The following is a 22727-nucleotide window of genomic DNA, read 5'->3' on the forward strand; positions in this document are numbered from 1 at the left end:
AAAAAATCAATATTGCAAACTATATTTTTTATATTAGTAATAAAAGTGACGGCTGTATAGCATCGGAACATCGATTCCTATAGAGACGCATGAGACATGGTTCAGGAGGTCAAGCCCGGGTTCTGCACGTTGTGTCGCTCCCGCTGCGGCACGCTGGCTCGCGTGGAAAACGATGCGCTGATCGCGGTCGAACCCGATCCGTCGCATCCGAATGGCGCCGCGATGTGCCGCAAGGGCAAGGCGGCGCCGGAGCTGGTGCATCACCCCGACCGGTTGACCACGCCGCTGCGCCGCACGACGCCGAAAGGGGCGGACGACCCGGGTTGGACGCCCATTTCGTGGGACGACGCGCTCGCCGAGATTGCGGCGCGCCTGGGCGACATCCGTCGCGAGAGCGGTGCGCATGCCGTCGCGTTTGGCGTGACGACACCGAGCGGCACGCCGTTGTCCGACAGCATCGACTGGATCGAGCGCTTCATCCGGGTGTTCGGTAGCCCGAACACGGTTTACGCGACGGAAATCTGCAATTGGCACAAGGATTTCGCGCACGCATTCACGTTCGGGTGCGGCATGCCGACCGCCGATTACGCGCAGGCTGACGTCATCATGGTGTGGGGGCACAACCCCACGAGTACGTGGTTGAGTCAGGCGAACGCGATCGGGCGAGGGCGCGCGCGTGGCGCCAAGCTGCTCGTCGTCGACCCGCGCAAGACACCGCTTGCCGCCGACGCCGACGCCTGGCTGCCCGTGCGGCCCGGCACCGACGCGGCGCTGGCGCTCGGTCTCGCCCGTCGTCTGATCGACAGCGGACGCTATGACGAGACGTTCGTGCGCCGGTGGACCAACGCGCCGTTGCTCGTGCGCAATGACAACGGCCATTTCCTGCGCGCACGCGATGTGGCGGCGACGGACGCTGGCGTGCCGCCGGAAGCTTTCGTTATCTGGAACGAAGCGGCTTCGGCACCGCAACCCTACGATACGACCCATGCGCTGAGCCGAGATGCTGCAAACGAAGCCGCCCTGCGCGGCGAGTTTGCGGTGACGTCCCGCGACGGATCGCGCATTGCCTGCCGGCCGGCGTTCGATCATCTCTGCGCGGGGCTGGCCGCTTACGACGCGGCGTCCGTTAGCGCACTCTGCGGCGTTTCGCTGGCGCAGCTCGACGCCGCCGCCGACCTCTTCACCGGGGCACAGCGCGTCGCTTATCACGCATGGTCGGGTGTCGCGCAGCACGCGAACGCGACGCAAATCGAGCGCGCCATCGCGGTCATGTATGCACTGACCGGCAGCTTCGACAGACGCGGGGGCAATCGCGTGATGACGCGTCAACCGTTGAATGCCGTCAGTCAGCATGATCTTTTGAGTCCCGAGCAGCAGGCCAGGGCGCTGGGCATCGACGCGCGTCCGCTGGGACCGCCTGCGCGCGGCTGGGTGACCGCGCGCGATACCTACCGCGCGATTCTCGATGGCGCGCCCTATCGTGTGCGCGCGCTGTTCTGCTTCGGTACCAACGTGCTGGCGTCGCAGGCGGATTATGCGATGGCGCGCGAGGCGCTCGAAGCGCTCGAGTTTCACGTCCATTGCGATCTGTTCGAAACGCCGTCGGCGCGCTTCGCCGATATCGTGCTGCCGGTAAACACGCCGTGGGAACGCGAAGGCTTGCGCGCCGGCTTCGAGATCGACGATCGCGCCGATGCACTGATCCAACTTCGCCAGCGCATGGTGTCGCCACGCGGCGAGTCGCGCAGCGACAACGACATCGTGTTCGATCTCGCGGTGCGCCTGGGAATGAGCGACGCCTTTTTCGGCGGCAGTCTCGATGCCGGCTGGAATCATCAACTCGCCCCGCTCGGGCTCGACGTGCAGACGTTGCGCGCCCATCCCGAGGGCATTTCGCGTCCGCAGCCGCAATATGAGCGCAAATACGCGCGTGCCGAGGCCGGCGATGTGCGCGGCTTCGCCACTGAAACCCGGCGCGTGGAGCTCTATTCCGAGCATCTGCTGCGTCACGGATATCCGCCGGTACCGGTGCACGTGGCGCCCCGTGCCGTGAGCGACGACGAGGCGCAGCGCTTCCCGCTGCTGCTCGGTTCGACCAAGAACGGCTACTACTGCCACAGTCAGCATCGCGGACTCGCGAGCCTGCGCATGCGCGCCCCCGATCCCATGGTGCATCTGCATCCGTCGCTGGCGGCGCGTAAGCACATCGCAGAGGGCGATTGGGTGCGGGTGACGACGCCGGCCGGGGTCGCGCGCTTTCGCGCCGCGTTCGATACGGGATTGGGCGACGACGTGCTGCTTGCCGAATACGGTTGGTGGCAGGCTTGCGACGGTGTGGGACGTGACGGTTTTGCGATGGCGGGCGATGCGTCGAGCAACTTCAACGCGCTGGTGACGACGCAGGACATCGACCCGATCAGCGGTGCGTCGCCTTTGCGCTCGTTTCGATGCGACGTTGCGCGCGATCCGACGAGCGATCCGGCCCGCCGGCCATGGCGCGGCATGGTGCGCTTTCGCATTGCCGCGCTCGATGCCGCGGCCGAGGGGGTGTGCGCCATCGCGCTCGATCCGCTTGACGACGTGGGGCTACCCGACTATCTGCCGGGACAGCACGTGACCGTGCGCATATCGATCCCCGGGCAAGGGCAGCCCGTGACACGCGCGTACTCGCTCACCGGTCCCTCCAGCGAGCGCGATCGTCGCGGCTATCGCATTGCCGTGCGTCATCAGCAGGGGCGCACGTCCGAGGGCGCACCGTTTGACGGCGTGGTCTCGAGTTGGCTGAACACCGGCGCTCGCGTGGGCGACGTGATCGAACTGGGCGCGCCGGCGGGGCGTTTCGTCATGCCGCTGCACAGCCGTCAGCCGGTGGTGTGCTTCGCCGGCGGCATTGGTATCACGCCGTTCCTCTGCTATCTGGAATCGCTGGCGGCGCAGGCCGAGCGCGCGCCCTTGCCGCTGCCCGAGGTCTGGCTGCATTACGCCAACCGCAATGGCGCCACGCATGCCTTCCGGGATCGGCTGGCGGCGCTTGCGCAGCGCCTGCCCAACGTGCGCGTCGTCAACTTCTACGACGCGCCGCGCGAGGCGGATGTTCTCGGTCGCGACTACGCATCGGCAGAACGGCTGTCTGCGGCCGTGGTGTCCGACGAACTGATCAAGCGTCGCGCACGCTTCTACCTGTGCGGTCCGGCGCCCATGATGACGGCCGTGATGGCGGGGTTGGCGGCGCGTGGCGTACCCGCGTTCGACATGTTCAAGGAGGCGTTCCGTTCACCGAGCGCTGCGCGTGTGGACGCCGGGGCCGCGTGGCCCGTTACGTTCGTCCGCTCGGGCCGCGAGGCTGTCTGGACGCCTTCGCACGGCAGCCTGTTGTCGTTTGCCGAGTCGCTGGGGCTGGCACTGCCAAGCGGTTGCCGTGTCGGGCAATGCGAGAGTTGCGCGGTGCGCGTGCTGGCCGGCGAGGTCGAGCACCTGGGCGACGTGGCGCTCGACGAGCCCGGCATGTGTCTGGCCTGTCAGGCCGTGCCGCGCGAAGCCATCGTGCTCGACGCCTGACATCTCATTTCCACCTCGACGAGGAGCTGTACTCATGAAATTCATCGACGCCGACGCCACTCGCGAGGCATTGGCTTTCGGCCCGTTGCTCGACGCGCTTCGCAGCCTGTTCGTCACCGGATGCGAAGTGCCGCTGCGCCACACGCACGTCATCCCGGAATCGGGCTCGCGCGAGGCGATGACCGTGCTCATCATGCCCGCGTGGCAGCCCGGCGGATATCTCGGCATCAAGACCGTCAACATCGCACCGGCCAATGCGCAGCGCGGCGTGCCGGGTCTGCATTCGACCTACCTGCTCTACGACGCCACGACGGGCGTGCCGCTGGCGCAAATGGACGGCAACGAGATCACGTCGCGCCGCACGGCGGCAGCCTCTGCGCTGGCTGCATCGTATCTGGCGCGTGACGATGCGTCGCATCTCGCGCTGCTCGGCGCGGGCCGCGTGGGGGCGCTCGTGCCGCTGGCCTATCGTGCGGTGCGCCCCATCACACGTGTGAGCGTGTGGGATCGCGATGTGCAGGCGTCCGGGCGTCTGGTCGATCGCCTGCATGCGCAAGGTCTCGACGCGGTCGTGTGCCATACCGCGAAGGCGGCCGTCGAAGGCGCGGATGTCGTCACCTGCGCAACGCTGGCGACCGAGCCCGTCGTGCAGGGCGACTGGTTGGCGCCGGGCGTCCATCTGGATCTGATCGGCAGCTTTACGCCGCAGATGCGCGAAGCCGACGATCTCTGCTTTGCTGGCGCGTCGTTGTACGTCGACACCGACGAAGCGCTGGCGAAATCGGGGGAGTTGCTCGGACCGATGTCGCGAGGCGTGTTCGCCGCGTCGGACGTGCGCGGCACGCTGGCCGACCTGTGTCGCGCAGGACGCGGATGTCGTAACGGCGAGGGTGAGCGCACGGTATTCAAGGCCGTAGGGACAGCGCTGGAAGATCTCGCGGCCGCCACGCTCGTCTGGCACGCGACACGACACGCTTGACACGACGCAGGCAACTGGCGATGGACGACGGCGGCGATGAAAAGTCGCTGTCGCAGGGCAGGGCACGGGGCGAGCATCGCGAGGTGCGGCGGTGCCGATCATGACAAACCTAAGGGAACACAGGCAATGAAACCGGGAAATTCACTTTCGAGCATGTCGGAGACGCCGCGGGACGGCGGACTTCTGGAACGTCTGGCGGCGGCGGTCACGCGTTGGTCCGAGCGCTGGTTTCCGGACGCCTATCTTTTCGCGGCGCTTGCCGTCATCGTATGCGCGGGCGGCGCGCTCGCCATCGGTGTCCCGGCGGTCAAAGTGGGCGTGGCCTTTGGCGACGGCTTCTGGAGCCTGATCCCGTTCACGATGCAGATGGCCATCGTGGCGATTTCCGGCTATGTGGTGGCCGTCTCGCCGCCCGCGGCGTTGCTCATCCGCAAGATGGCCACGCTGCCGCGCAGCGGTCGTAGCGCGGTGGCCTATGTGGCATTTGTGAGTATCGTGCTCTCGCTGTTCAACTGGGCCATCAGCCTGGTCTTTGCCGGCTTGCTGGTGCGCGCGATTGCGCGCCGCGACGACATTCGCATGGACTACCGTGCGGCGGGCGCGGCGGCGTATCTGGGCATGGGGGCGACGTGGGCGCTCGGCCTGAGTTCGTCGGCGGCGCAGTTGCAGGCCAACCCGGCAAGCTTGCCGAAGGCGCTGGTCGAGGTCACCGGCGTCATTCCGTTCGCCGACACCATCTTCCTGCCGCAATCGATGGCGATTGCCGCCGTGCTGACGGTGGTGTCGGTGGCGCTGGCTTACTACTCGGCACCGCGCGACGACCGCGCCACCGTCGCGGCCGAGCTCGGCGTGTCGCTCGACGATATGGCGAAGCCTTACGCGCGTGCGCAACGCCCGGGGGATTGGCTTGAATACAGCCCGGTAGTCACGGTGCTGATCGTGGCGCTGGGCGTGCTCTGGATCGGACATGAGTTCACGACAAAGGATCCGTTGCTGGCGATCTCCAATCTAAACACTTACAACTTCGTGTTCCTGATGTTGGGCATGTTGCTGAACTGGCGTCCCCGCCGGTTTCTCGATGCGATCGCGAAGTCGGTGCCGTCCGTGGCGGGCGTGCTGATCCAGTTCCCGCTCTACGGCGGCATTGCCTACCTGCTGACCAAAGCGCCGGGCATCGATGGGGCGACGCTTTCGCACCACCTGTCGAGCTTCTTCGTGGCGATCTCGTCACAGACGTCTTTCCCGGGTGTGATGGGCGTGTATTCGGCGGTACTGGGCTTCTTCGTGCCGTCGGGCGGCGGCAAGTGGATCATCGAGGCCCCGTACGTGATGCAGGCAGCCAATGACCTGCACGTGCACCTGGGGTGGGCGGTGACCGTGTACAACGCAGCCGAAGCGCTGCCGAACCTGATCAATCCGTTTTGGATGCTCCCGCTGCTGGGGGTACTCGGTCTGCGCGCGCGCGACATTGTCGGATACACGTTCACGCAATTGTTGGTGCACTTCCCCGTGGTCATCGTCATGCTGTGGCTGCTCGCGCAGACATTGACGTATCACCCGCCGGTGATGCCGTGAGGTGCAGGCTGTCGCGCAACTTCGGACGTCGAAGCGGATTGCGATTGGCGCTACACTGTGCCCCGAGAAAAAGAGTCATTGCGCACTTCACGGGGGAGTTCGAAACATGTCAGCCAGAACCTTGCTGATCGCCTGCCTGGCCACCGCAGGAATATCGGTGGCCGGTGGCGCGGCCGCTCAGTCCTACTTGCAGAGTGGCGATCTGAACAGCATCCGCCAATCGAATCAGGCCGCGCCGGGTGGTCAGCCCGGCGTGGGGCTCATGCCGCCCGCGTCGACACATGACAGGGAGGGCGGCGTTGGCGCACGGTTCAAGCAGGGCATGGCGGAGGGTGAGCGGCAGGCACAACGCCAGCGTGAGTCGTCCGCGACGAACGATATGCAGATGAGGCAACTGACGGATCCGCAACGCGCGCCGCAAGGTCGTTTCCCGGGGGCGTCGACGAACGCGCAGGGTGCGGTCTACTTCAACGAGCAGGGGCCCACCGCTTGCAAGCGAGATCCGGTGTCGGGGCAGGTGCAATGTGGGGCGACCCCCTCACGATAAGCGCCGTCTTACCGCTTTCGATTATCGCGATGCCGCATCGTCCGGGCGGCACACCGACAGCACATGTTGTCGAAGCCAGCGATGAACGGGGTCCGCGTCCATTCGGGGATGCCACATCAACGACACGGCAATCTGTCCGGTCGTCACCGGCAGGTCGAACACATGGACCGACGCGGATGAGGTTGCGACGCGCCGTGCGGCGCGTTGCCTCTTGAGTGACGCGGGCACCAGCGCGATCAAGTCGGACGCCTGCGCCACCGACAACGCGGCCGGAAAGCTTGGCACCACCGCGACAATCTCGCGGTGCAGACCCAACGCGTCAAGCGCGACATCGACAGGCCCCCGCCCGGCGCCGTGCCGCGACGCCACGACATGCCCGAACGCGACGTGTCGTTCGGTGGGCGACGCCACAGTGGGGCACCTCGGAACGCCACTTCGGCTAAGATGCACGCATCGACGTCGTGGCCGATGCGATAGCTCCTAGAGCGAGGCCGTTCGAGCCCGCCATTCCGACAATCCGGCAATGAAGCCATTTGGCAACGGTGGGCGACGCCTGGTCGCCTGCGCGATCGTGGGGGCGGCAAGCGTGTACGCGGCCGCGGCGCTGGCGCAGCCGCCGCAGTACAAGAGCGACGCTGAACTGATGGGGGCGGCGATCGCGTCCCCCGAAGGTGTCGGTGAGGTGCTCGCGCGGCTCGTGCAGAAGTGCGGGCTCTACGGCGACGCCACGCGAACCCACGGGAATGCGGCATTGCGCGCATGGCAGACGCGTCATCGCGACTATCTCGCCGAGGGCCGTCGCGTGCGCGCCGAATTGCAATCCGCCTATACCAACCCCGACGAACGCGCGCGGTTCGACGACTTGCTGCGCAACCAATTGCCGATGCTTGTCGAGCGACAGTTTGTCGTCTATTCGCGCAGCATCGACGATCAGCCGACCGAGAGCGCGAAAGCGGATCTGTGCGACGGCTATTTCTCGGCGGTGGATGACCGTCAGTTCGATCTCAAGGTGAACGACCCCGCGCTCGCCGCGTTCTTCGACCGGCGCATCGCGGCACGTGCTGCGCCAGCGAGCGCGGTGGGCGATGCTGAGCGCGGCGATCATCCGAACGCGGCGCAAGATGCCGCGGCCAGCGCACCGGCTGCACCGGCTGCACCCGCAGCGCCGGCCAAGTGAGCGCGGTTACGCCGCCGCCACCGCGTCGCTGTCCTCCGGCCGCTCGCCCGTCAGCAGGTAACGCATGAGATCGCCCACGGGGCGAATGCGCTCACCGAAGGGCAACGGGTCGCGGCCGCGGAAGAAGAGTCCGCGCGCCACATCGCCACGCACCGCCTGGGCGAGTTTCAGATCGATGCAGAACTGCCCGATGCGCGCCACGCCGTCGCGCAGCCCGCAGGCCTGCAAGCAGTCGAATCCCTCCAGACACTGCCGCACCTTCGCCTTCGCTTGAAGGGCGGTCTCACGCGAGAGGTACTTTCTCAACCACGGTGTCAGCACCGCACGCGCAGGCAGCCCGGCCACGCTGGTGAACTCGGCAATGTCTTCCGGCCGTGCGCTCGCCAACACCGCCTTGAATGCCGGGTGCGCATCCGATTCCTCGGTCACGGCAAACGCCGTGCCGAGCTGCACGCCTGCCGCGCCTTGTCCCAGCCAGTGGCGAACCTGCTCGTGACGGTGAATCCCGCCGGCCACGATCAGCGGCACGCGGCCCCAATCGATGCCGAGCGTCGCATAGATCTCGCGGCACTCCGCGAGCACGCGCTCGAACGAGAAGCGCGCGTCGCCGAGCTCCTCGATGCGCGACGCCCCGAGATGCCCGCCCGCATGTGCCGGATGCTCGATGACGATGGCGTCCGGCAGGCGGCCCTTCTTCTGCCACTTGCGCAACACGAGGCTGACGCCGCGCGAGTCCGACAGAATCGGGATGAGCGCGACGCCTGGATGAGACGCCGTGAGTTCCGGCAGGTCGAGCGGCAATCCGGCGCCCATGACGATGGCGTCGGCGCCGCTCTCGCACGCCTGCCGTACCAGCGATGCGTGTGCGCTCACCGCCTTCATGACGTTGACCGCCACCAGTCCGTTACCGTCGGCAATCGCCTTGGCGGCGCGGATCTCCCGGTCCAGCGCAATCAGGTTGACCGCCTCGATGGCCGCCTTCTTGCCCTCCGGGGTGTGAAGGCCGTCCACTTCGGCGAGCAGGTCAGGATGATGGTGGCGCAGATCGATGCTCGCGATCGTCCCCATGCCGTTGTGCCGCGCCACCGTGCCGGCGAGCCGGTGCGCGGAGATGCCGATGCCCATGCCGCCTTGCACTACCGGCACCAGCCGGCGGCCGGCCAGCGTCAACCATTGCTCGTTCATGTCAGTTCCGTTCGTCGAGGTGGGCTCGCGCGGGCGATGGCGCCGTGTGACGGCGCGCCCACGCGAAAAGGGCAGTCTGGCACCTGCCCCGCGAACGGGTCTTGCGATGGGTCAAGCGCGGGCGCGCTCAGGCGGTGCGGAACCTGCGGCATGACGTCGCAGCCGCTGGCCCCGCGTGTGGCCGCTTGCGAGCAGACGCTAGTCCGCGCGGGCTTTGGGCGGCGTGCCGCTCAGTTTCATGCCGAGGCCACGCAGGAACACGCGCAGCCCGTCGGCCTTCCCCAGTTGCGGACGATGACGGAAAACGTCGTAGTTGACGGCGTCGATCCGGTCGAGGATGCGCAGCCCGCCATGCACCACGCAACACAGTTCGAGCCCAAAACGGCCGGGGACACGGTTGGCGAGCGGCGCGCCGCGCAGCATCATCCGCCGGGCGAAGTCGACCTCATAGCGCATGAGCGCGCGCCAGCGATCGTCGAACGTCTGCGCGCCGATGTCGGCGTCAGTCACGCCGAAGCGAGCCATGTCGTCCTGCGGCAGGTACACGCGCGCCTTGCGCCAGTCGACTTCCACGTCCTGCCAGAAGTTGATGAGTTGCAGGGCCGAGCAGATGTCGTCCGAGCAGGCGATGTTCTCGGGGGTGTCGAGCTTGAACAGGCCGAGCATGATGCGCCCGACCGGGTCGGCCGAGCGGCGCGTGTAGTCGCGCAGGTCGGCGAACGTCGCGTAACGCTTGACGTCGATGTCCTGATCGAACGCGCTCAGCAGGTCGGAGAACGGCTGGACCGGGAGCCGATGCTCGGCCATGACACGTGCAAGGGCCGCGAACAGCGGTTTGTCGGGCGACGTGGGCAGCCCGGCGGCGATCTTGTCGAGTTCCGCCTGATAAGCCGCGAGGCCGGCGTGACGCTCGGCGTCGGACGCATCGCCCTCGTCGGCAATGTCGTCGGCCGTGCGCGCGAAGTTGTAGATCACGCCGACCGGCGCGCGCATCTCGCGCGGCAGCAGGATACTGGCGACCGGGAAGTTCTCGTAATGCTCGATCTTGGCGTCGGAAGTCATCAGGCGGGTGGGGCAAATGGGGCAACGCGGCGGCGCTGAGGGCCCCGAGATTCTATGCTATCGTTCCGAATCCTGGCGGGAAAGTCGCGCCAATCCCCGGTATACTTCCCTCCTTGCAAGAATCCCCTGAGTTTTTTCCGTGGTGTCACCCCGTTCCCCTGCACGACGAGGAGCCTCGTGAGCGTCGCCGAACCGATCGAAATGTCGCCTGAGCCAAGCAGCGCACGCGTGGCGTCGGGCAGCAGTTTTTACGCTGCCATGCGCATTCTGCCGCCCGCGCAGCGCGAAGGCATGTTCGAGATTTATGCCTTTTGCCGCGCCGTAGACGACATTGCCGACGACGGCGACGACACGTCGGCGAGCCGCATGGCGCGTCTGGCCGCGTGGCGACGCGATCTGGCCGATCTGTACGACGGACGCCCGGCGCCGTCGCTCGCGAACCTTGCCCGCGTGGTCAAGCAGTTCGGCCTGAAGCACGATGACTTTCTCGCCGTGATCGACGGCATGGAAATGGATGCCTGCGGCCCCATCGTCGCGCCCGACCTGCCCACGCTCGATCTGTATTGCGATCGCGTGGCGAGCGCCGTCGGTCGTCTGTCGGTCAAGGTGTTCGGCATGCCCGAGCAGGACGGTATCGACCTGTCCTATCACCTCGGCCGCGCCCTCCAACTGACGAATATCCTGCGCGACATCGACGAAGACGCCGGCATCGGCCGCGTCTATCTGCCACGCGAAACGCTGGCCGAGGCCGGCATCGTGGGCGCCACGCCGCAGAACGTCGTTGCCGCCCAGCTCGACCGCGCCTGTGCGCCCCTGGTGGCGCAGGCCCGAGAACATTATGCGAAGGCGCGCGCCATCATGGCGCCGTACCCGCGCCGCGTGGTGATTGCGCCCGCTGTGATGGCCAAAGCCTACGGCGCGATCCTCGACAAGCTCATTGCGCGCGGCTTCGCCGTGCCTCGCGAGCGCGTGCGCGTGCCGCGCTGGCGTCTCATGCTGATGCTGCTGCGGCAGATGGCGTTCTGATGTCGGGCACGGCTCACGTTATCGGTGCCGGTCTGGCAGGCCTGGCCGCCGCGGTAAGGCTCGTGAAGCGTGGCGTGCCGGTCGTGCTGCATGAGGCGGCACCGCAGGCAGGCGGACGCTGCCGGTCCTACTTCGACCGGCAGTTGAACGCGGTGATCGACAACGGCAATCACCTGGTGCTCTCGGGCAATACAACGATGCGCGAATTTACGCGCACCATCGGCTCTGAACACACATTGACCGGCCCCGATCGTGCGGAATTCGCATTCGTCGATCTGACGAGCGACGAGCGCTGGACGGTGCGTCTGTCGGAAGGGCGCCTGCCATGGTGGATCTTCGACAGCAACGCCCGCGTGCCGGGCACGAAGTGGTCGGACTACCTGTCGCTCGCGCCGCTGCTGCGCGCCGGGCCCGACGCGACGATGACCGATGCGATGCGTTGTCCGCCCGCGCTTTACCAGCGCCTGATTCACCCGCTGTTTCTCGCCGTGCTCAACGCCGATCCGGCCGAAGGCTCGGCGCAGATGGCGGCCGCCGTCATTCGCGAAACGCTCGCGGCGGGCGGCAAGGCGTGTCATCCGCTGATCGCGAGCGAGGGCCTGGACGTATCGTTTGTCACGCCCGCGCTGGCGTTCCTGGAAGCGAACGGCGCGCGCGTGATGATGCAGCACCGCGTGCGGGCGTTGGGATTTGCGCCGGACGACAGTCGTGTGGCGTCGATCGATTTTGGCGACGGACCGCAGGTGTTGGCGGCGGACGATGCCGTCGTGCTGGCGGTGCCGCCAAACGTGGCGGCTGGGCTGGTGCCGGACCTGACGACGCCCGACGAATACCGGGCCATCGTCAACGCCCATTTCCAGGTGCCGCCGCCGCCGGGCTGCCCGCCGATGATCGGCGTGGTGAACGGCGTGAGCGACTGGATCTTCGCGTTCGACGGCCGGTTGTCGGTGACGATCAGCGGGGCGGACCATTTGCTCGACGAATCTCGGGAATCGCTCGCGCTGCGCATCTGGGACGAGGTCGCGCGCGCCTGTCAGGTACCCGCCACGCCGATGCCGGTGTGGCAATTGGTGCGCGAGAAGCGCGCCACGTTTGCGGCAACGCCGGCGCAGGACAAGCGTCGCCCCGGCGCGCGCACGCGCTGGCGCAATCTCGCGCTCGCTGGAGACTGGACGGCCACCGGCCTGCCCGCGACCATCGAAGGCGCGCTGCGCAGCGGCAACCGGGCGGCCGACGTGCTGCATCCCGCCTGAGGCTTGTCGGACCGTCTCGTGCATGAGCCGGGCGACAGAACCCGGCACCTATCGTCAATGACACTGTTTAACCGGCGCGTACACCGCGCCGATCACACGCCTTTGAGTAGGCAAGAATGCCATGGACACGATACGCGATGCTTCCGAAAAGGAAGTGCGACGCACGGCCACTGCCACGGCCGTGGACCTCGAACTGCATACCGAGCTTGCCCATAAGGTGAGCACGGCAATGGCAACGCAGACGCTCGAGACGGGCATCGACCGCTCGATCACGGCGTTGCTCGACCTGCAACAAGACGACGGTCACTGGCTCTTCGAACTGGAAGCCGACGCCACGATTCCGGCGGAATACGTGCTGCTGCGTCACCATCTGGCCGAGCCGGTCGAAGCCGAGCTCGAAGCGAAGATCGCCGCCTATCTGCGCCGCATCCAGGGCGAGCACGGCGGCTGGCCGCTGTTCCATCAGGGCAAGTTCGACATGAGCGCGAGCGTGAAGGCGTATTTCGCGCTCAAGATGATCGGCGATCCCATTGACGCCCCGCACATGGTGCGCGCCCGCGAGGCCATCCTCTCGCGTGGCGGTGCGCAGAACTCGAACGTTTTTACGCGAATCTTGCTGGCGCTGTACGGTGTGCTGGAGTGGAAGGCCGTGCCGATGATGCCCGTCGAGATCATGCTGTTGCCGCAGTGGTTCCCCTTCCATCTGTCGAAGGTGTCGTACTGGGCGCGCACCGTGATCGTGCCGTTGCTTGTGCTGCAAGCCAAGCGCCCGCGCGCGCGTAATCCCAAGGGCGTCGGCATCGACGAGCTGTTCATCGGTCGTCCCAAAGACGTTGGCCCGCCCAGGCGCGCACCGCACCAGAGCCGCTTCTGGTTCACGTGCTTTTCGGGCGTCGATCATGTGCTGCGAGCCCTCGATCCGTTCTTTCCGAGAAAACTGCGAGAGAAGTCGATCCAGCGTGCCGTCGCGTTCGTCGAGGAGCGCCTGAACGGAGAAGACGGCCTCGGTGCGATTTATCCGGCCATGGCCAACGCGGTCATGATGTACGACGCGCTTGGCTATCCCGAAGCGCATCCGAGCCGCGCGATCGCCCGCCGGTCGGTCGAGAAGCTGGTGACGCCTGCCGATCACGAGACCTATGTGCAGCCGTGTCTGTCGCCGGTGTGGGACACCGCGCTGGCCGCGCACGCGCTGCTCGAAACCGGCGACAAGCGCGCCATCGAGCAGGCAGGCAAGGGGCTGAAGTGGCTCATTCCGCTGCAGATCCTGGACGTGCGCGGCGACTGGATTTCACGCCGCCCGAACGTGCGTCCGGGCGGTTGGGCCTTCCAGTTCGCGAATCCGCACTACCCGGATGTCGACGACACCGCCGTGGTCGCCATGGCGATGGATCGCTACGAGAAGCTCGTGGGCGCCTTCGGGAACGACACGGTCGACGCGAGCCCGCAGCCGATGCGTCACGCGATCGATCGCGGCACGGAGTGGGTCATCGGCATGCAGAGCGGTAACGGCGGCTGGGGCGCATTCGAGCCCGAGAACACGCATCTGTATCTGAACAGCATCCCGTTCTCGGACCATGGCGCCTTGCTCGATCCGCCGACGGTGGACGTCTCCGCGCGATGCCTGTCGATGCTCGCGCAATTGCCGCCATCGCCGGAGCGCAAGGCCTCGGCCGATCTGGCGTTGAAATACATTCTCGACGATCAGGAAGCCGACGGCAGTTGGTACGGCCGCTGGGGCATGAATTACGTGTACGGCACGTGGTCGGCGATGTGCGGCTTGCAGGCGGCGGGGGTGCCGCCGGCGCATCCGGCCATGGCGCGCGCGGCGCAATGGCTCCTCTCGATCCAGAACACCGACGGCGGCTGGGGCGAGGACGGCGAGAGCTACAAGCTCGACTACCAGGGCTACGAAGCGGCACCGAGCACGGCGTCGCAAACGGCGTGGGCGCTGCTCGGCCTGATGGCGGCGGGCAAGGCCGACGACCCGGCGGTCAAGCGCGGTGTCGCTTATCTGCTGAGTACGCAGAACGATGAAGGGCTGTGGGACGAAGCCCTGTACACGGCGACGGGCTTCCCGCGCGTGTTCTATCTGCGCTATCACGGCTATCGCAAGTTCTTCCCGCTGTGGGCACTCGCGCGCTACCGCAACCTGACGGTGCGCAATGACTGCCCGGTGCCGTGCGGGATGTGATCGCACCCGCCATGACCCCGCCCATCATCGTGGTGACCGGTATGCCCTTCGAAGCCCGCATCGCGCGCGGCGACGGGGTGGTCGTGGTCTGCGCGCAAAACAATACGCTCGCGTCAGACCTGGAGGCCGCGATGGCACGCGACGGCGCGCGCGGGCTGGTGAGCTTCGGCACGGCGGGCGGTTTGAGGCCCGGCGTGGCGCCCGGTCGGTGGGTGATTGCGCATCGGGTATTGGATATGCCACAGCAGGCGCACGCGTATGTGTCGTGCGTGCGCTGGGCCGATGCGCTGCGTCGTGCCATGCCCGACGCCTTGCACGCCGATCTGGCCGGGGTGACGGGCCCTGTCGTTAGGGCCGACGACAAGGCCGCCCTGTGGCGAGAGAGCGGGGCGGCGGCGGCCGACATGGAGTCGCACATCGTCGCACGCGTGGCACAGGCGCACGGACTACCGTTCGTCGCCGCCCGCGTGGTGATCGACCCGGCGGAGCGCTCGCTCCCCCCAGCGGCGCTCGCCGGACTTCGAAGCGACGGCTCCACCGATATCCTCGGCGTGCTGCGCTCGCTCGCCGTCAATCCGCTTCAATTGCCCGCGCTGCTGCGTGTCGGGAGAGACGCGAGCCGCGCCAATCAGGCCATGCGCCATGGGCGCGAGGTCGTCGCGCGCGAACTGGGCGACGGATTCGGTGCGGTGGCTGCCGGCATCTGATCACGGCGTCTTTCCCCGCCATCCATCACCACGATCACCCTCAACAAAAATGCCAGCGCGTCGTTGTCGACGGGCTGGCATTTTTGTTTTCGGGCACACGTCGGTCGGCGTGCCGATTCAAGCGTCCGACGATTGCTGGCCGCGTGCTTGAGCGCGCCCCTTCCACATGCCACCGCGACCGCGCCAGTGCTGCAGCGCCGAGTCGAACGTGAAGACGGTATAGAGCGCAGCGACGAGCGGCAGCAGCGGGCCGAAGCTCGACGGCTGCCGGTAGAAGCGCAACATCGGCACGTAGGCCAGCGTCATCGCCATCCACGCGAAGAGGCCGAGCCATTGGGCGATGCCCGTGGCAAAGATCGTCATGACCGGCGGCACGATGAACGTGAGCAGTAGCGAGACGAGGGTCCCCGCAAGCAACACCGGTGAATACTGCAACTGCGCGTAGGCCGTGCGCGACACCATCTTGCGAATCTCTCCGAGGTCGTCGTACGGACGCACGCTCAGGGCGCGCTCGGTCAACCCCAGCCAGATCGCGCCTTGCCGCTTGAGCAGGCGTCCCATCGCGCAGTCGTCGATGATCTCGTCGCGAATGGCTTCGATGCCGCCGCCGGCTTCGAGCGAAGCGCGATGGATCAACATGCATCCGCCCGCGGCCGCAGCCATGCGTTTCTTCGGATCGTTGACCCACGCGAACGGGTAAAGCATCTGGAAGAACAGCACGAACGCTGGAATCAGTGTGCGCTCGAACCAGGCGGTGCAGCGCAGCTTCGCCATCAGCGAGACGAGCACGCGGCCATCGCCGACCGCCCGCGTGACCAGTCGGCGTACGTTCTCGGGTAGATGGGCAATGTCGGCGTCGGTGTGCAGGAGGTAGTCGGGGGGGATGCCGTCGTCGTTCGTGCCCGGATCGCTCGCGAACGCGACCCCTTGGCTCACGGCCCACAGCTTGCCGGTCCAGCCGCCGGGCAGGGGCTGGCCGCTGAGCACATCCACGCGGCGCGTGAAGCCGTCGGCCGCCGCCCGCGCGGCGGCTTCGCGCGCGAGATCGGCCGTGCCGTCGCTGCTCTGGTCGTCGACGACCACGATGCGCAGCCGCCCGGCATAGTCCTGGCGGCACAACGATGCCACGACCTGTGCGATCGATTCCGCCTCGTTGCGCGCGGGAATGACCACCGCCACCGATGGCCAGACATCGGGCACAGGCAGACGGTCTTCATCCAGATCGTCGCGCTCGCGCGCACGCCAGAAGCCGCCTTGCGAGCTGAGCAGGTAGATCCAGATGCCCAGCGAAAGCGCGGCGATCCAGGCCAGAGCGGTCATGTCAGATATCCGGCGGAGCCAAACCAGGCGAGCGCGTCCTGCAGGCCCGCAGCGTAGGGACGAGCGGTGTAGCCGAGGTCGCGTTTCGCCTTCTCCGATGAGAAGTACATCTGATACCGCGACATCTTCAAGCCGTCGACCGTGACGAACGGCTCCTTGCCGGTGAAGCGCGCAACGCCTTGCGCCGCCATCGCGAGCGGATAGAGCGGCCAGCGCGGCAGCGCGATCTTCGGAGCGCGGCGCCCCACCATGTCGGCGATGCCCGCGAGCATGTCACGCAGCGGCACGTCGTCGCCGCCAAGAATGTAGCGCTCACCGATGCGGCCGCGCTCCAGGGCGAGCAGATGGCCTTCGGCGCAGTCGTCGACGTGCACGAGGTTAAGACCGGTATCGACGAACGCGGGGATCTTGCCCTGCGCGGCCTCGACGATGATGCGTCCCGTCGGCGTGGGCTTGATATCGCGTGGTCCGATGGGCGTAGACGGATTGACGATCACGGCGGGCAGGCCGTCGTGGGCGATCATTCGTTCGACCAGACGCTCGGCGGCGACCTTGCTGCGCTTGTACACGCCGATGGTCGTGGCTTCGTCGTTCGGGGAGGTTTCGTCGACGGGGCCGACGGCGTCGTGCACGCGCAGCGTGGCGACGCTGCTGGTGTAGACCACGCGCCCGACGCCCGCGCGCAGCGCGGCTTCCATCACCGTGCGCGTGCCGTCGATATTGGCCCGCATGATGTCGTTGGGGTCTTTCGCCCAGAGACGATAGTCGGCGGCCACGTGGAGCAGGGCATCCACGCCGCCGAGCGCGCGCTGCATCGACGCGGCGTCGCGCATATCGCCTTCCACGACCTCGACAGGAAGATCGGCGAGGTTCGCGCGTGGACTGGTGCCGCGCACCAGCAGGCGAACCTCGTGACCGCGCGCCAGCGCCGCGCGTGCTACCGCGGACCCGACGAACCCGGAGGCGCCGGTGACCAGGACACGCGACGGCATTTAGGCCTTGGCCCGGCGCAACTCGTCGAGCTTGATCTCGACGTGCTTCGAGAACACGAACTCGGCCGGACGCTGCTTGGTGAACGAAACGTCGTCGGCCATCGCGCCGTCCGTGCGGACCCCCTTGAGCGCCACGCCCAGCGCGCGCAACGGATGCGAGAGCGTCTCGTTCACGGCCGTGGCTTCGAAACCGCTGTGCACCATGCAGTCGGCGCACTTCTCGTAGTTGCCCACGCCGTACTTGTCCCAGTCGGTGGTGTCCATCAGTTCCGTGTACGTCTTGGCATAGCCTTCGCCAAGCAGGTAGCACGGACGCTGCCAGCCGAACACGGTGCGCGTCGGGTTGCCCCACGGCGTGCAATGGTACGAACGGTTGCCGGCGAGGAAATCGAGGAACAGGCTCGACTGGCTGAACGTCCAGTCCTTGCCGCCGTTGCCGCGCTTGAGAATGTCGCGGAACAGTTGCTTGGTCTTCGAGCGGTTCAGGAAATGCTGCTGGTCCGGGGCGCGCTCGTAGGCATAGCCCGGCGACACGGTAATGCCGTCAAGGCCCATTTCCTTCGTGGAGTCGAAGAACTTGGCAACCTTTTCCGGGTCGGCGTTGTTGAACAGCGTGCAGTTGATGTTCACGCGGAAGCCACGTGACTTGGCCAGCTTGATGGCGGCCACGGCGCGTTCGTACACGCCATCCTGCGACACCGCGGCGTCGTGCATTTCACGGTCGCCGTCGAGGTGAATCGACCAAACGAAGAACGGGCTCGGCTGGTAGTCGTCGATCTTCTTCTCGAGCAGCAGCGCGTTCGTGCACAGATAGACGAACTTCTTGCGCGCGATGATGCCCTTGACGATCTCCGGCATTTCCTTGTGCAGCAGCGGTTCGCCACCGGCAATCGAGACCACCGGCGCGCCGCATTCGTCCACGGCATCGAGCGAGTCCTTGAGCGAGACGCGCTGGTTCAGAATGGGGTCCGGATAGTCGATCTTGCCACAGCCCGAGCAGGCGAGATTGCAGCGGAACAACGGTTCGAGCATCAGCACCAGCGGGTAGCGCTTGTTGCCCTTGAAGCGTTGTTTCATCAGATAGGCGCCAACATACGCCTGTTGCAGGAAGGGGATGGCCACGTTCGGCTCCTGTTCGTATTGCGTTAGCCGGCCAGCGCGTGATGCGCGGCGACCGGCTCGTCTTTGGTCAGTTCCGACGGCAGGCGAAACTGGATGGTTTCCTCGATGCCGTCCATGAGAGTCACTTCGACGGTGTCGATGCGGCGCAGCGCGTCGATCACGTCTTCGACCATGCGTTCGGGCGCGGACGCCCCGGCAGTGATACCGATGCGGGCCTGGCCGCGCACCCATGCCGGATCGACCTCGGTGCCGTCGGCCACGAGATAGCTCGGCAGCCCCATTTCGGCGCCGATTTCGCGCAGGCGGTTCGAGTTCGAGCTGTTCGTCGCACCCACCACGAGCAGCACGTCCACACGCTCGCACAGCTCGCGCACGGCGGTCTGGCGGTTTTGCGTGGCGTAACAGATGTCCTTGGTGTCCGGACCGACGATATCGGTAAAGCGACCTTGCAGCGCCGCAATGATACCCCGAGTCTCGTCGACCGACAGTGTGGTCTGCGTCACATACGAGACCGGCGTGTCGACGGCCAGCGGCAGCGCGTCGACATCGCGCTCGGTCTGCACGAGATGCACGGGGCCGTCGATCTGGCCCATCGTGCCCTCGACTTCCGGGTGCCCGGCGTGGCCGATCAGAATGACGTCACGCCCGGCGGACACGTAGTTCTTGCCTTGCAGGTGCACCTTGGTCACGAGCGGGCAGGTGGCATTGAGCACTCGCAGGCCGCGCGTCTGTGCTTCCTGTTCAACGACGCGCGCCACGCCATGGGCACTGAAAATAGTGACCGCGCCCGCGGGGGCTTCGGACAGCTCGTCGATGAAGCGCGCGCCCTTGGCCTTGAGCGAATCGACCACATGTTTGTTATGGACGATCTCATGGCGCACGTAGACCGGGGCGCCATACTTTTCCAGGGCGCGTTCCACGATCTCGATGGCACGTATGACACCCGCACAAAAACCGCGGGGTTGGGCAAGGAAGACTTGCATTCAGCTCTCCGGCTCAGGTCGGCCGGGATGACGGTTCCCATCGAGGATGCATGGCCTGATCGCCATGGCCTCATGGCGCCCGCGGCGCCAGTGCCAATGGCAATTCGCGCGCACCCTTGGGGGGACCGCCGTCCGGTCGTTTGACAAGCGACGATTGTAACCGCCGCCGCCAAATGCTGCTGAGCACTCCCGAGTAGAGAGACGCCAGCGCATATTTCGTAAATGTTGACGAATCGGCGCTTATCTGGATCTGATTTGCGTCGAAGGTGCCGCCAAGTTGCCATGGATGCCCGCGGCCCGGCGGTACCGGACACGGCAGGCGTCGTCAAGCTGTCGATTTTACTTGCCGAAACGCGCGTTCTTGTCGCGCAGGTAGGTGATCAGGCCGTCGATACCGCCCTGGGCGATGCGCGCCTTGAATTGCGGTTGATACAACTGGATGAGCCATGCGTTGGCCACGTTCTCGCCCATCATGTTGATGTCGTAGATCTTCCACCCCTTGTCTGTTTTGGCCAGGCGATAGGCCACCGACAGATTGTCGCCGTTGCCGCTGACCGAGGCGCCCACCACCACGTCGCTGCTGTTCGCCGTGAGTTTGGCCGGCGTGAACTTGAACGCGATCTGGCTACCGCGCACCTGCGAGAGTTGCAGTGCGAAGGTGTTCACGAGCAATTGCTGGAACTGCTCGAAGATCTGCTGCTGCTGCGCCGGGGTGGCCGCATCGAACGCCTTCGAGCCAACGGCGTAACGCGTAGTCCGATGGAAATCGGTATAGGGCAGGAAGTCGCGGGCCACGACACGGGCGGTGGCGGCGACATCGCCGTCGCGGGCTGCCGCGTCGGCTTTGGCCGCCTTGACGACGGTCTCGACCGCCGTCTTCACCATGTCGTTCGGATTGTTGCTGCTTGCCTGTGCCCAGGCGCCGGAGGCGAGGCCGATGCCGCTGAATGCGACGGCCGAGAGTGCCGTCACCAGAAATTTGTTCATACCGTCTTCGTGGATTTCAATCGGGTTGGCCGTAGTGTAGTTCACGCGGCCTTGTATACTGCTGCGATTTCGTCAATTCACCGTTTCCTTGTCTTCCATGAGCTGATCGACGGACTTCGTCTGCGATTGGTTCCCCGGTATCGCTTGATACATCGCGTTTCGTGGCCTTTTAGAGCGCGGCGGCCGGGGCGGGGGGACCTCGACTCTCTTCCGGAACCGCTACATGCTGACGTCGCTCGTCGTGCGCATCGTCCGTTTTTCGGCGAAGCACGCGTATCTGGTCATTTTCGCTTCGCTCCTGCTCGTGATGGCGAGTTGCGTGTACGTCGCCAAGCACTTCGCGATCAACACCGATATCTCGGGCCTGATCGATCTGAATACGCCCGCCGCCGAGCGCGGTCGTGCCATCGATCGCGCTTTCCCGCAGAAGACAGACCTCACCTTGGCCGTAGTGCAGGCCCCGGCGGCCGAGTTCGCCGACCGGGCCGCCGCCGAGCTGGCCGCGAAGCTGGTGACCGAGACCGACGTGTTCCGGGCGGTGAGCCGTCCCGGCTCGGGGGAGTTCTTTGCGCACAACGCGCTGCTCTTCGCGCCGCTCGACGACGTGAAGTCGCTCACGGGCAAGCTCGATGACGCCAAGCCCCTGCTCAACCGTCTGGCGCAGGACCCTAGCCTGGCCGGTTTGTCGAACCTGCTGTCGGTCACGCTGCAAACGCCGCTCCTCACCGGACAAGTCAAGCTGCCGGAAATGGCGAACCTGCTCGGGGATGCGGCCGAGACGACCGAGGCGGTGCTTGCCGGGCGTCCGGCGGCCATGTCGTGGCGAGCGCTCGTCGCGCCCGACACCGTGGCCCGCAGCTACGTCCAGGTGCAGCCGAAGGTGGACTACGCGGCCCTCGAAGCCGGGGCGAATGCCGCGACGCGCATTCGCGAGGCGGTGGCCGACCTGAAGCTGGGTGAGCGCTATGGCGCGACGGTGCGTTTGACGGGCCCGCGCCCGCTGTCCGACGAGGAGTTCGCCTCCGTGCGTCAGGACGCCGGTCCGAACGCGGTCGTCACGCTGCTCGCCGTGCTGGTCGTGCTGTGGCTGGCGGTGCGCTCGGGCAAGATGATTCTCGCGGTGTTCATCACGCTGCTGGCCGGGCTGGCCGTCACGTTTGCCCTCGGATTGATGATGGTCGGCGCGCTCAACATGATTTCGGTCGCGTTCGCGGTTCTGTTCGTTGGCATTGGGGTGGACTTCGGTATTCAGTTCGGCGTGCGCTATCGCGAGGAGCGCCATCGCCTGGACCATCGGCCGGGAGCGTCGGGCGACGAAGCACTCCACGGCGCGCTCACGAGTGCGGGCCGGGCAATTGCGATGCCGCTGTCACTGGCCGCCGCCGCCACGGCCGCGAGTTTCTTCTCGTTTCTGCCGACCGATTATCGCGGCGTGTCCGAACTCGGATTGATCGCAGGCGTGGGCATCCTGTGCGTGGCATTCCCGTCGGCCATCACCTTGTTGCCGGCGCTCATCAGTGTGTTCAAGCCGAAGGGCGAACCGAGTCCGCCGGGCTTTCGCAGCCTCGGCCCGGTCGACGAATTCACCGAGAAGCACCGCAAGCCGTTGCTGTACGGCACGCTCGCCCTCGTGGTCGCGGGCCTGCCGCTGCTCGCCCATTTGCACTTCGACTTCAACCCGTTGCATCTGAAGGATCCGAACACCGAGTCGATGGCGACGCTGAGGGATCTGGCCAATTCGCCGGAGGCCGGGGTCAACGACGTGCAACTGCTCGCCCCGACGCTTGCCGCCGCCGACGCCGACGCCGCGAAGCTGCGCGCCGTGCCGGAGGTCGGTCGCGTGGTCACGCTCACGACTTTCCTGCCGGCAGAGCAGCCCGCCAAGCTTGCGTTGATCGGCACGGCGGCCGAATCGTTGCTGCCGGTGCTTTCGCAACTTTCGCAAACGCCGCTGGCCCCGGTAGCCGATGCGGCGCGCGTGTCGGCGCTCAAGACGGCCGCCGGTCAGTTGGAGGACGCCGCGCTCGATCATCCGGGCGACGGCGCAAAGCCGGCGCAGC

General features: G+C 66.4%; 18 protein-coding genes. 10 read left to right on the forward strand and 8 right to left on the reverse strand.

Features of this window, described 5'->3' with window-relative positions; all coding sequences use genetic code 11:
* The first annotated feature begins 96 nt into the window (after nucleotides 1-96).
* The 4 genes from A985_RS0121600 to A985_RS0121615 all read left to right on the forward strand — a co-directional run bounded on the left by A985_RS0121600 (nucleotide 97) and on the right by A985_RS0121615 (nucleotide 6659).
* Nucleotides 97-3558 carry a molybdopterin-dependent oxidoreductase gene (locus A985_RS0121600; protein ID WP_017235461.1) on the forward strand — a complete coding sequence of 1154 codons (3462 nt, stop codon included), beginning with the start codon at nucleotides 97-99 and terminating at the stop codon, nucleotides 3556-3558.
* A 34-nt stretch (nucleotides 3559-3592) separates the two neighbouring features.
* Nucleotides 3593-4537: an ornithine cyclodeaminase family protein gene (locus A985_RS0121605; protein WP_017235462.1), complete on the forward strand. Its 945-nt coding sequence runs from the start codon at nucleotides 3593-3595 to the stop codon at nucleotides 4535-4537.
* Between the two features lie 153 nt (nucleotides 4538-4690).
* On the forward strand, nucleotides 4691-6112 hold the full coding sequence (locus A985_RS0121610) for a short-chain fatty acid transporter (protein ID WP_017235463.1): 1422 nt from the start codon (nucleotides 4691-4693) through the stop codon (nucleotides 6110-6112).
* A gap of 106 nt (nucleotides 6113-6218) precedes the next feature.
* Nucleotides 6219-6659, forward strand: a complete 441-nt coding sequence (locus A985_RS0121615; protein ID WP_017235464.1) for a hypothetical protein — start codon at nucleotides 6219-6221, stop codon at nucleotides 6657-6659.
* Between the two features lie 21 nt (nucleotides 6660-6680).
* On the opposite strand, the gene A985_RS0121620 is transcribed toward A985_RS0121615, so the two are convergent.
* Complete coding sequence (locus tag A985_RS0121620) at nucleotides 6681-7070, reverse strand: LysR substrate-binding domain-containing protein (RefSeq protein ID WP_017235465.1); 390 nt, start codon at nucleotides 7068-7070, stop codon at nucleotides 6681-6683.
* Between the two features lie 112 nt (nucleotides 7071-7182).
* Here A985_RS0121620 and A985_RS0121625 point away from each other — a divergent pair, with 112 nt between their 5' ends.
* Nucleotides 7183-7836, forward strand: a complete 654-nt coding sequence (locus A985_RS0121625) for a hypothetical protein (RefSeq protein ID WP_017235466.1) — start codon at nucleotides 7183-7185, stop codon at nucleotides 7834-7836.
* A gap of 6 nt (nucleotides 7837-7842) precedes the next feature.
* Here the strand turns inward: A985_RS0121625 and A985_RS0121630 are convergent, their stop codons facing one another.
* Together A985_RS0121630 and hpnC are read right to left on the reverse strand one after the other, a co-directional pair.
* Nucleotides 7843-9021, reverse strand: coding sequence for a nitronate monooxygenase family protein (locus tag A985_RS0121630; protein WP_017235467.1), 1179 nt, complete (start codon nucleotides 9019-9021; stop codon nucleotides 7843-7845).
* Nucleotides 9022-9219: 198 nt separating this feature from the next.
* A complete protein-coding gene (hpnC, locus tag A985_RS0121635; protein WP_017235468.1) occupies nucleotides 9220-10083 on the reverse strand; it encodes a squalene synthase HpnC in 864 nt (287 codons plus the stop codon).
* 177 nt (nucleotides 10084-10260) lie between these two features.
* Here hpnC and hpnD point away from each other — a divergent pair, with 177 nt between their 5' ends.
* From hpnD to A985_RS26590, 4 genes are all read left to right on the forward strand, one after another.
* The gene (gene hpnD / locus A985_RS0121640; protein WP_017235469.1) at nucleotides 10261-11109 is read left to right on the forward strand and encodes a presqualene diphosphate synthase HpnD; all 849 of its coding nucleotides are present in this window, start codon (nucleotides 10261-10263) and stop codon (nucleotides 11107-11109) included.
* The gene (hpnE, locus tag A985_RS0121645) at nucleotides 11109-12362 is read left to right on the forward strand and encodes a hydroxysqualene dehydroxylase HpnE (protein WP_017235470.1); all 1254 of its coding nucleotides are present in this window, start codon (nucleotides 11109-11111) and stop codon (nucleotides 12360-12362) included. The genes hpnD and hpnE overlap by 1 nt, the downstream gene beginning before the upstream one ends.
* Before the next feature lie 121 nt (nucleotides 12363-12483).
* Nucleotides 12484-14556 (forward strand): squalene--hopene cyclase, encoded by a 2073-nt coding sequence (shc, locus tag A985_RS0121650; protein ID WP_017235471.1) that lies wholly within the window; start codon nucleotides 12484-12486, stop codon nucleotides 14554-14556.
* 11 nt (nucleotides 14557-14567) lie between these two features.
* Nucleotides 14568-15263: a phosphorylase gene (locus A985_RS26590; RefSeq protein ID WP_017235472.1), complete on the forward strand. Its 696-nt coding sequence runs from the start codon at nucleotides 14568-14570 to the stop codon at nucleotides 15261-15263.
* A 117-nt stretch (nucleotides 15264-15380) separates the two neighbouring features.
* On the opposite strand, the gene A985_RS0121660 is transcribed toward A985_RS26590, so the two are convergent.
* From A985_RS0121660 to A985_RS0121680, 5 genes are all read right to left on the reverse strand, one after another.
* Nucleotides 15381-16583: a glycosyltransferase gene (locus A985_RS0121660; protein ID WP_017235473.1), complete on the reverse strand. Its 1203-nt coding sequence runs from the start codon at nucleotides 16581-16583 to the stop codon at nucleotides 15381-15383.
* Entirely contained in the window at nucleotides 16580-17575 is a 996-nt protein-coding gene (gene hpnA, locus A985_RS0121665) for a hopanoid-associated sugar epimerase (protein WP_017235474.1), read from the reverse strand. The genes A985_RS0121660 and hpnA overlap by 4 nt, the downstream gene beginning before the upstream one ends.
* The gene (gene hpnH, locus A985_RS0121670) at nucleotides 17576-18697 is read right to left on the reverse strand and encodes an adenosyl-hopene transferase HpnH (protein ID WP_017235475.1); all 1122 of its coding nucleotides are present in this window, start codon (nucleotides 18695-18697) and stop codon (nucleotides 17576-17578) included.
* A 23-nt stretch (nucleotides 18698-18720) separates the two neighbouring features.
* Nucleotides 18721-19680 carry a 4-hydroxy-3-methylbut-2-enyl diphosphate reductase gene (ispH, locus tag A985_RS0121675; RefSeq protein ID WP_017235476.1) on the reverse strand — a complete coding sequence of 320 codons (960 nt, stop codon included), beginning with the start codon at nucleotides 19678-19680 and terminating at the stop codon, nucleotides 18721-18723.
* Nucleotides 19681-20019: 339 nt separating this feature from the next.
* Nucleotides 20020-20667 (reverse strand): phospholipid-binding protein MlaC, encoded by a 648-nt coding sequence (locus A985_RS0121680; RefSeq protein WP_026132272.1) that lies wholly within the window; start codon nucleotides 20665-20667, stop codon nucleotides 20020-20022.
* 223 nt (nucleotides 20668-20890) lie between these two features.
* On the opposite strand from A985_RS0121680, the gene A985_RS0121690 reads away from it, so the two are divergent.
* Nucleotides 20891-22727: MMPL family transporter (locus A985_RS0121690; RefSeq protein ID WP_017235478.1), on the forward strand; the 1837-nt coding region annotated here is incomplete at its 3' end.

The organism is Pandoraea sp. B-6, assembly GCF_000282835.1.
Taxonomy (GTDB): domain Bacteria; phylum Pseudomonadota; class Gammaproteobacteria; order Burkholderiales; family Burkholderiaceae; genus Pandoraea; species Pandoraea cepalis.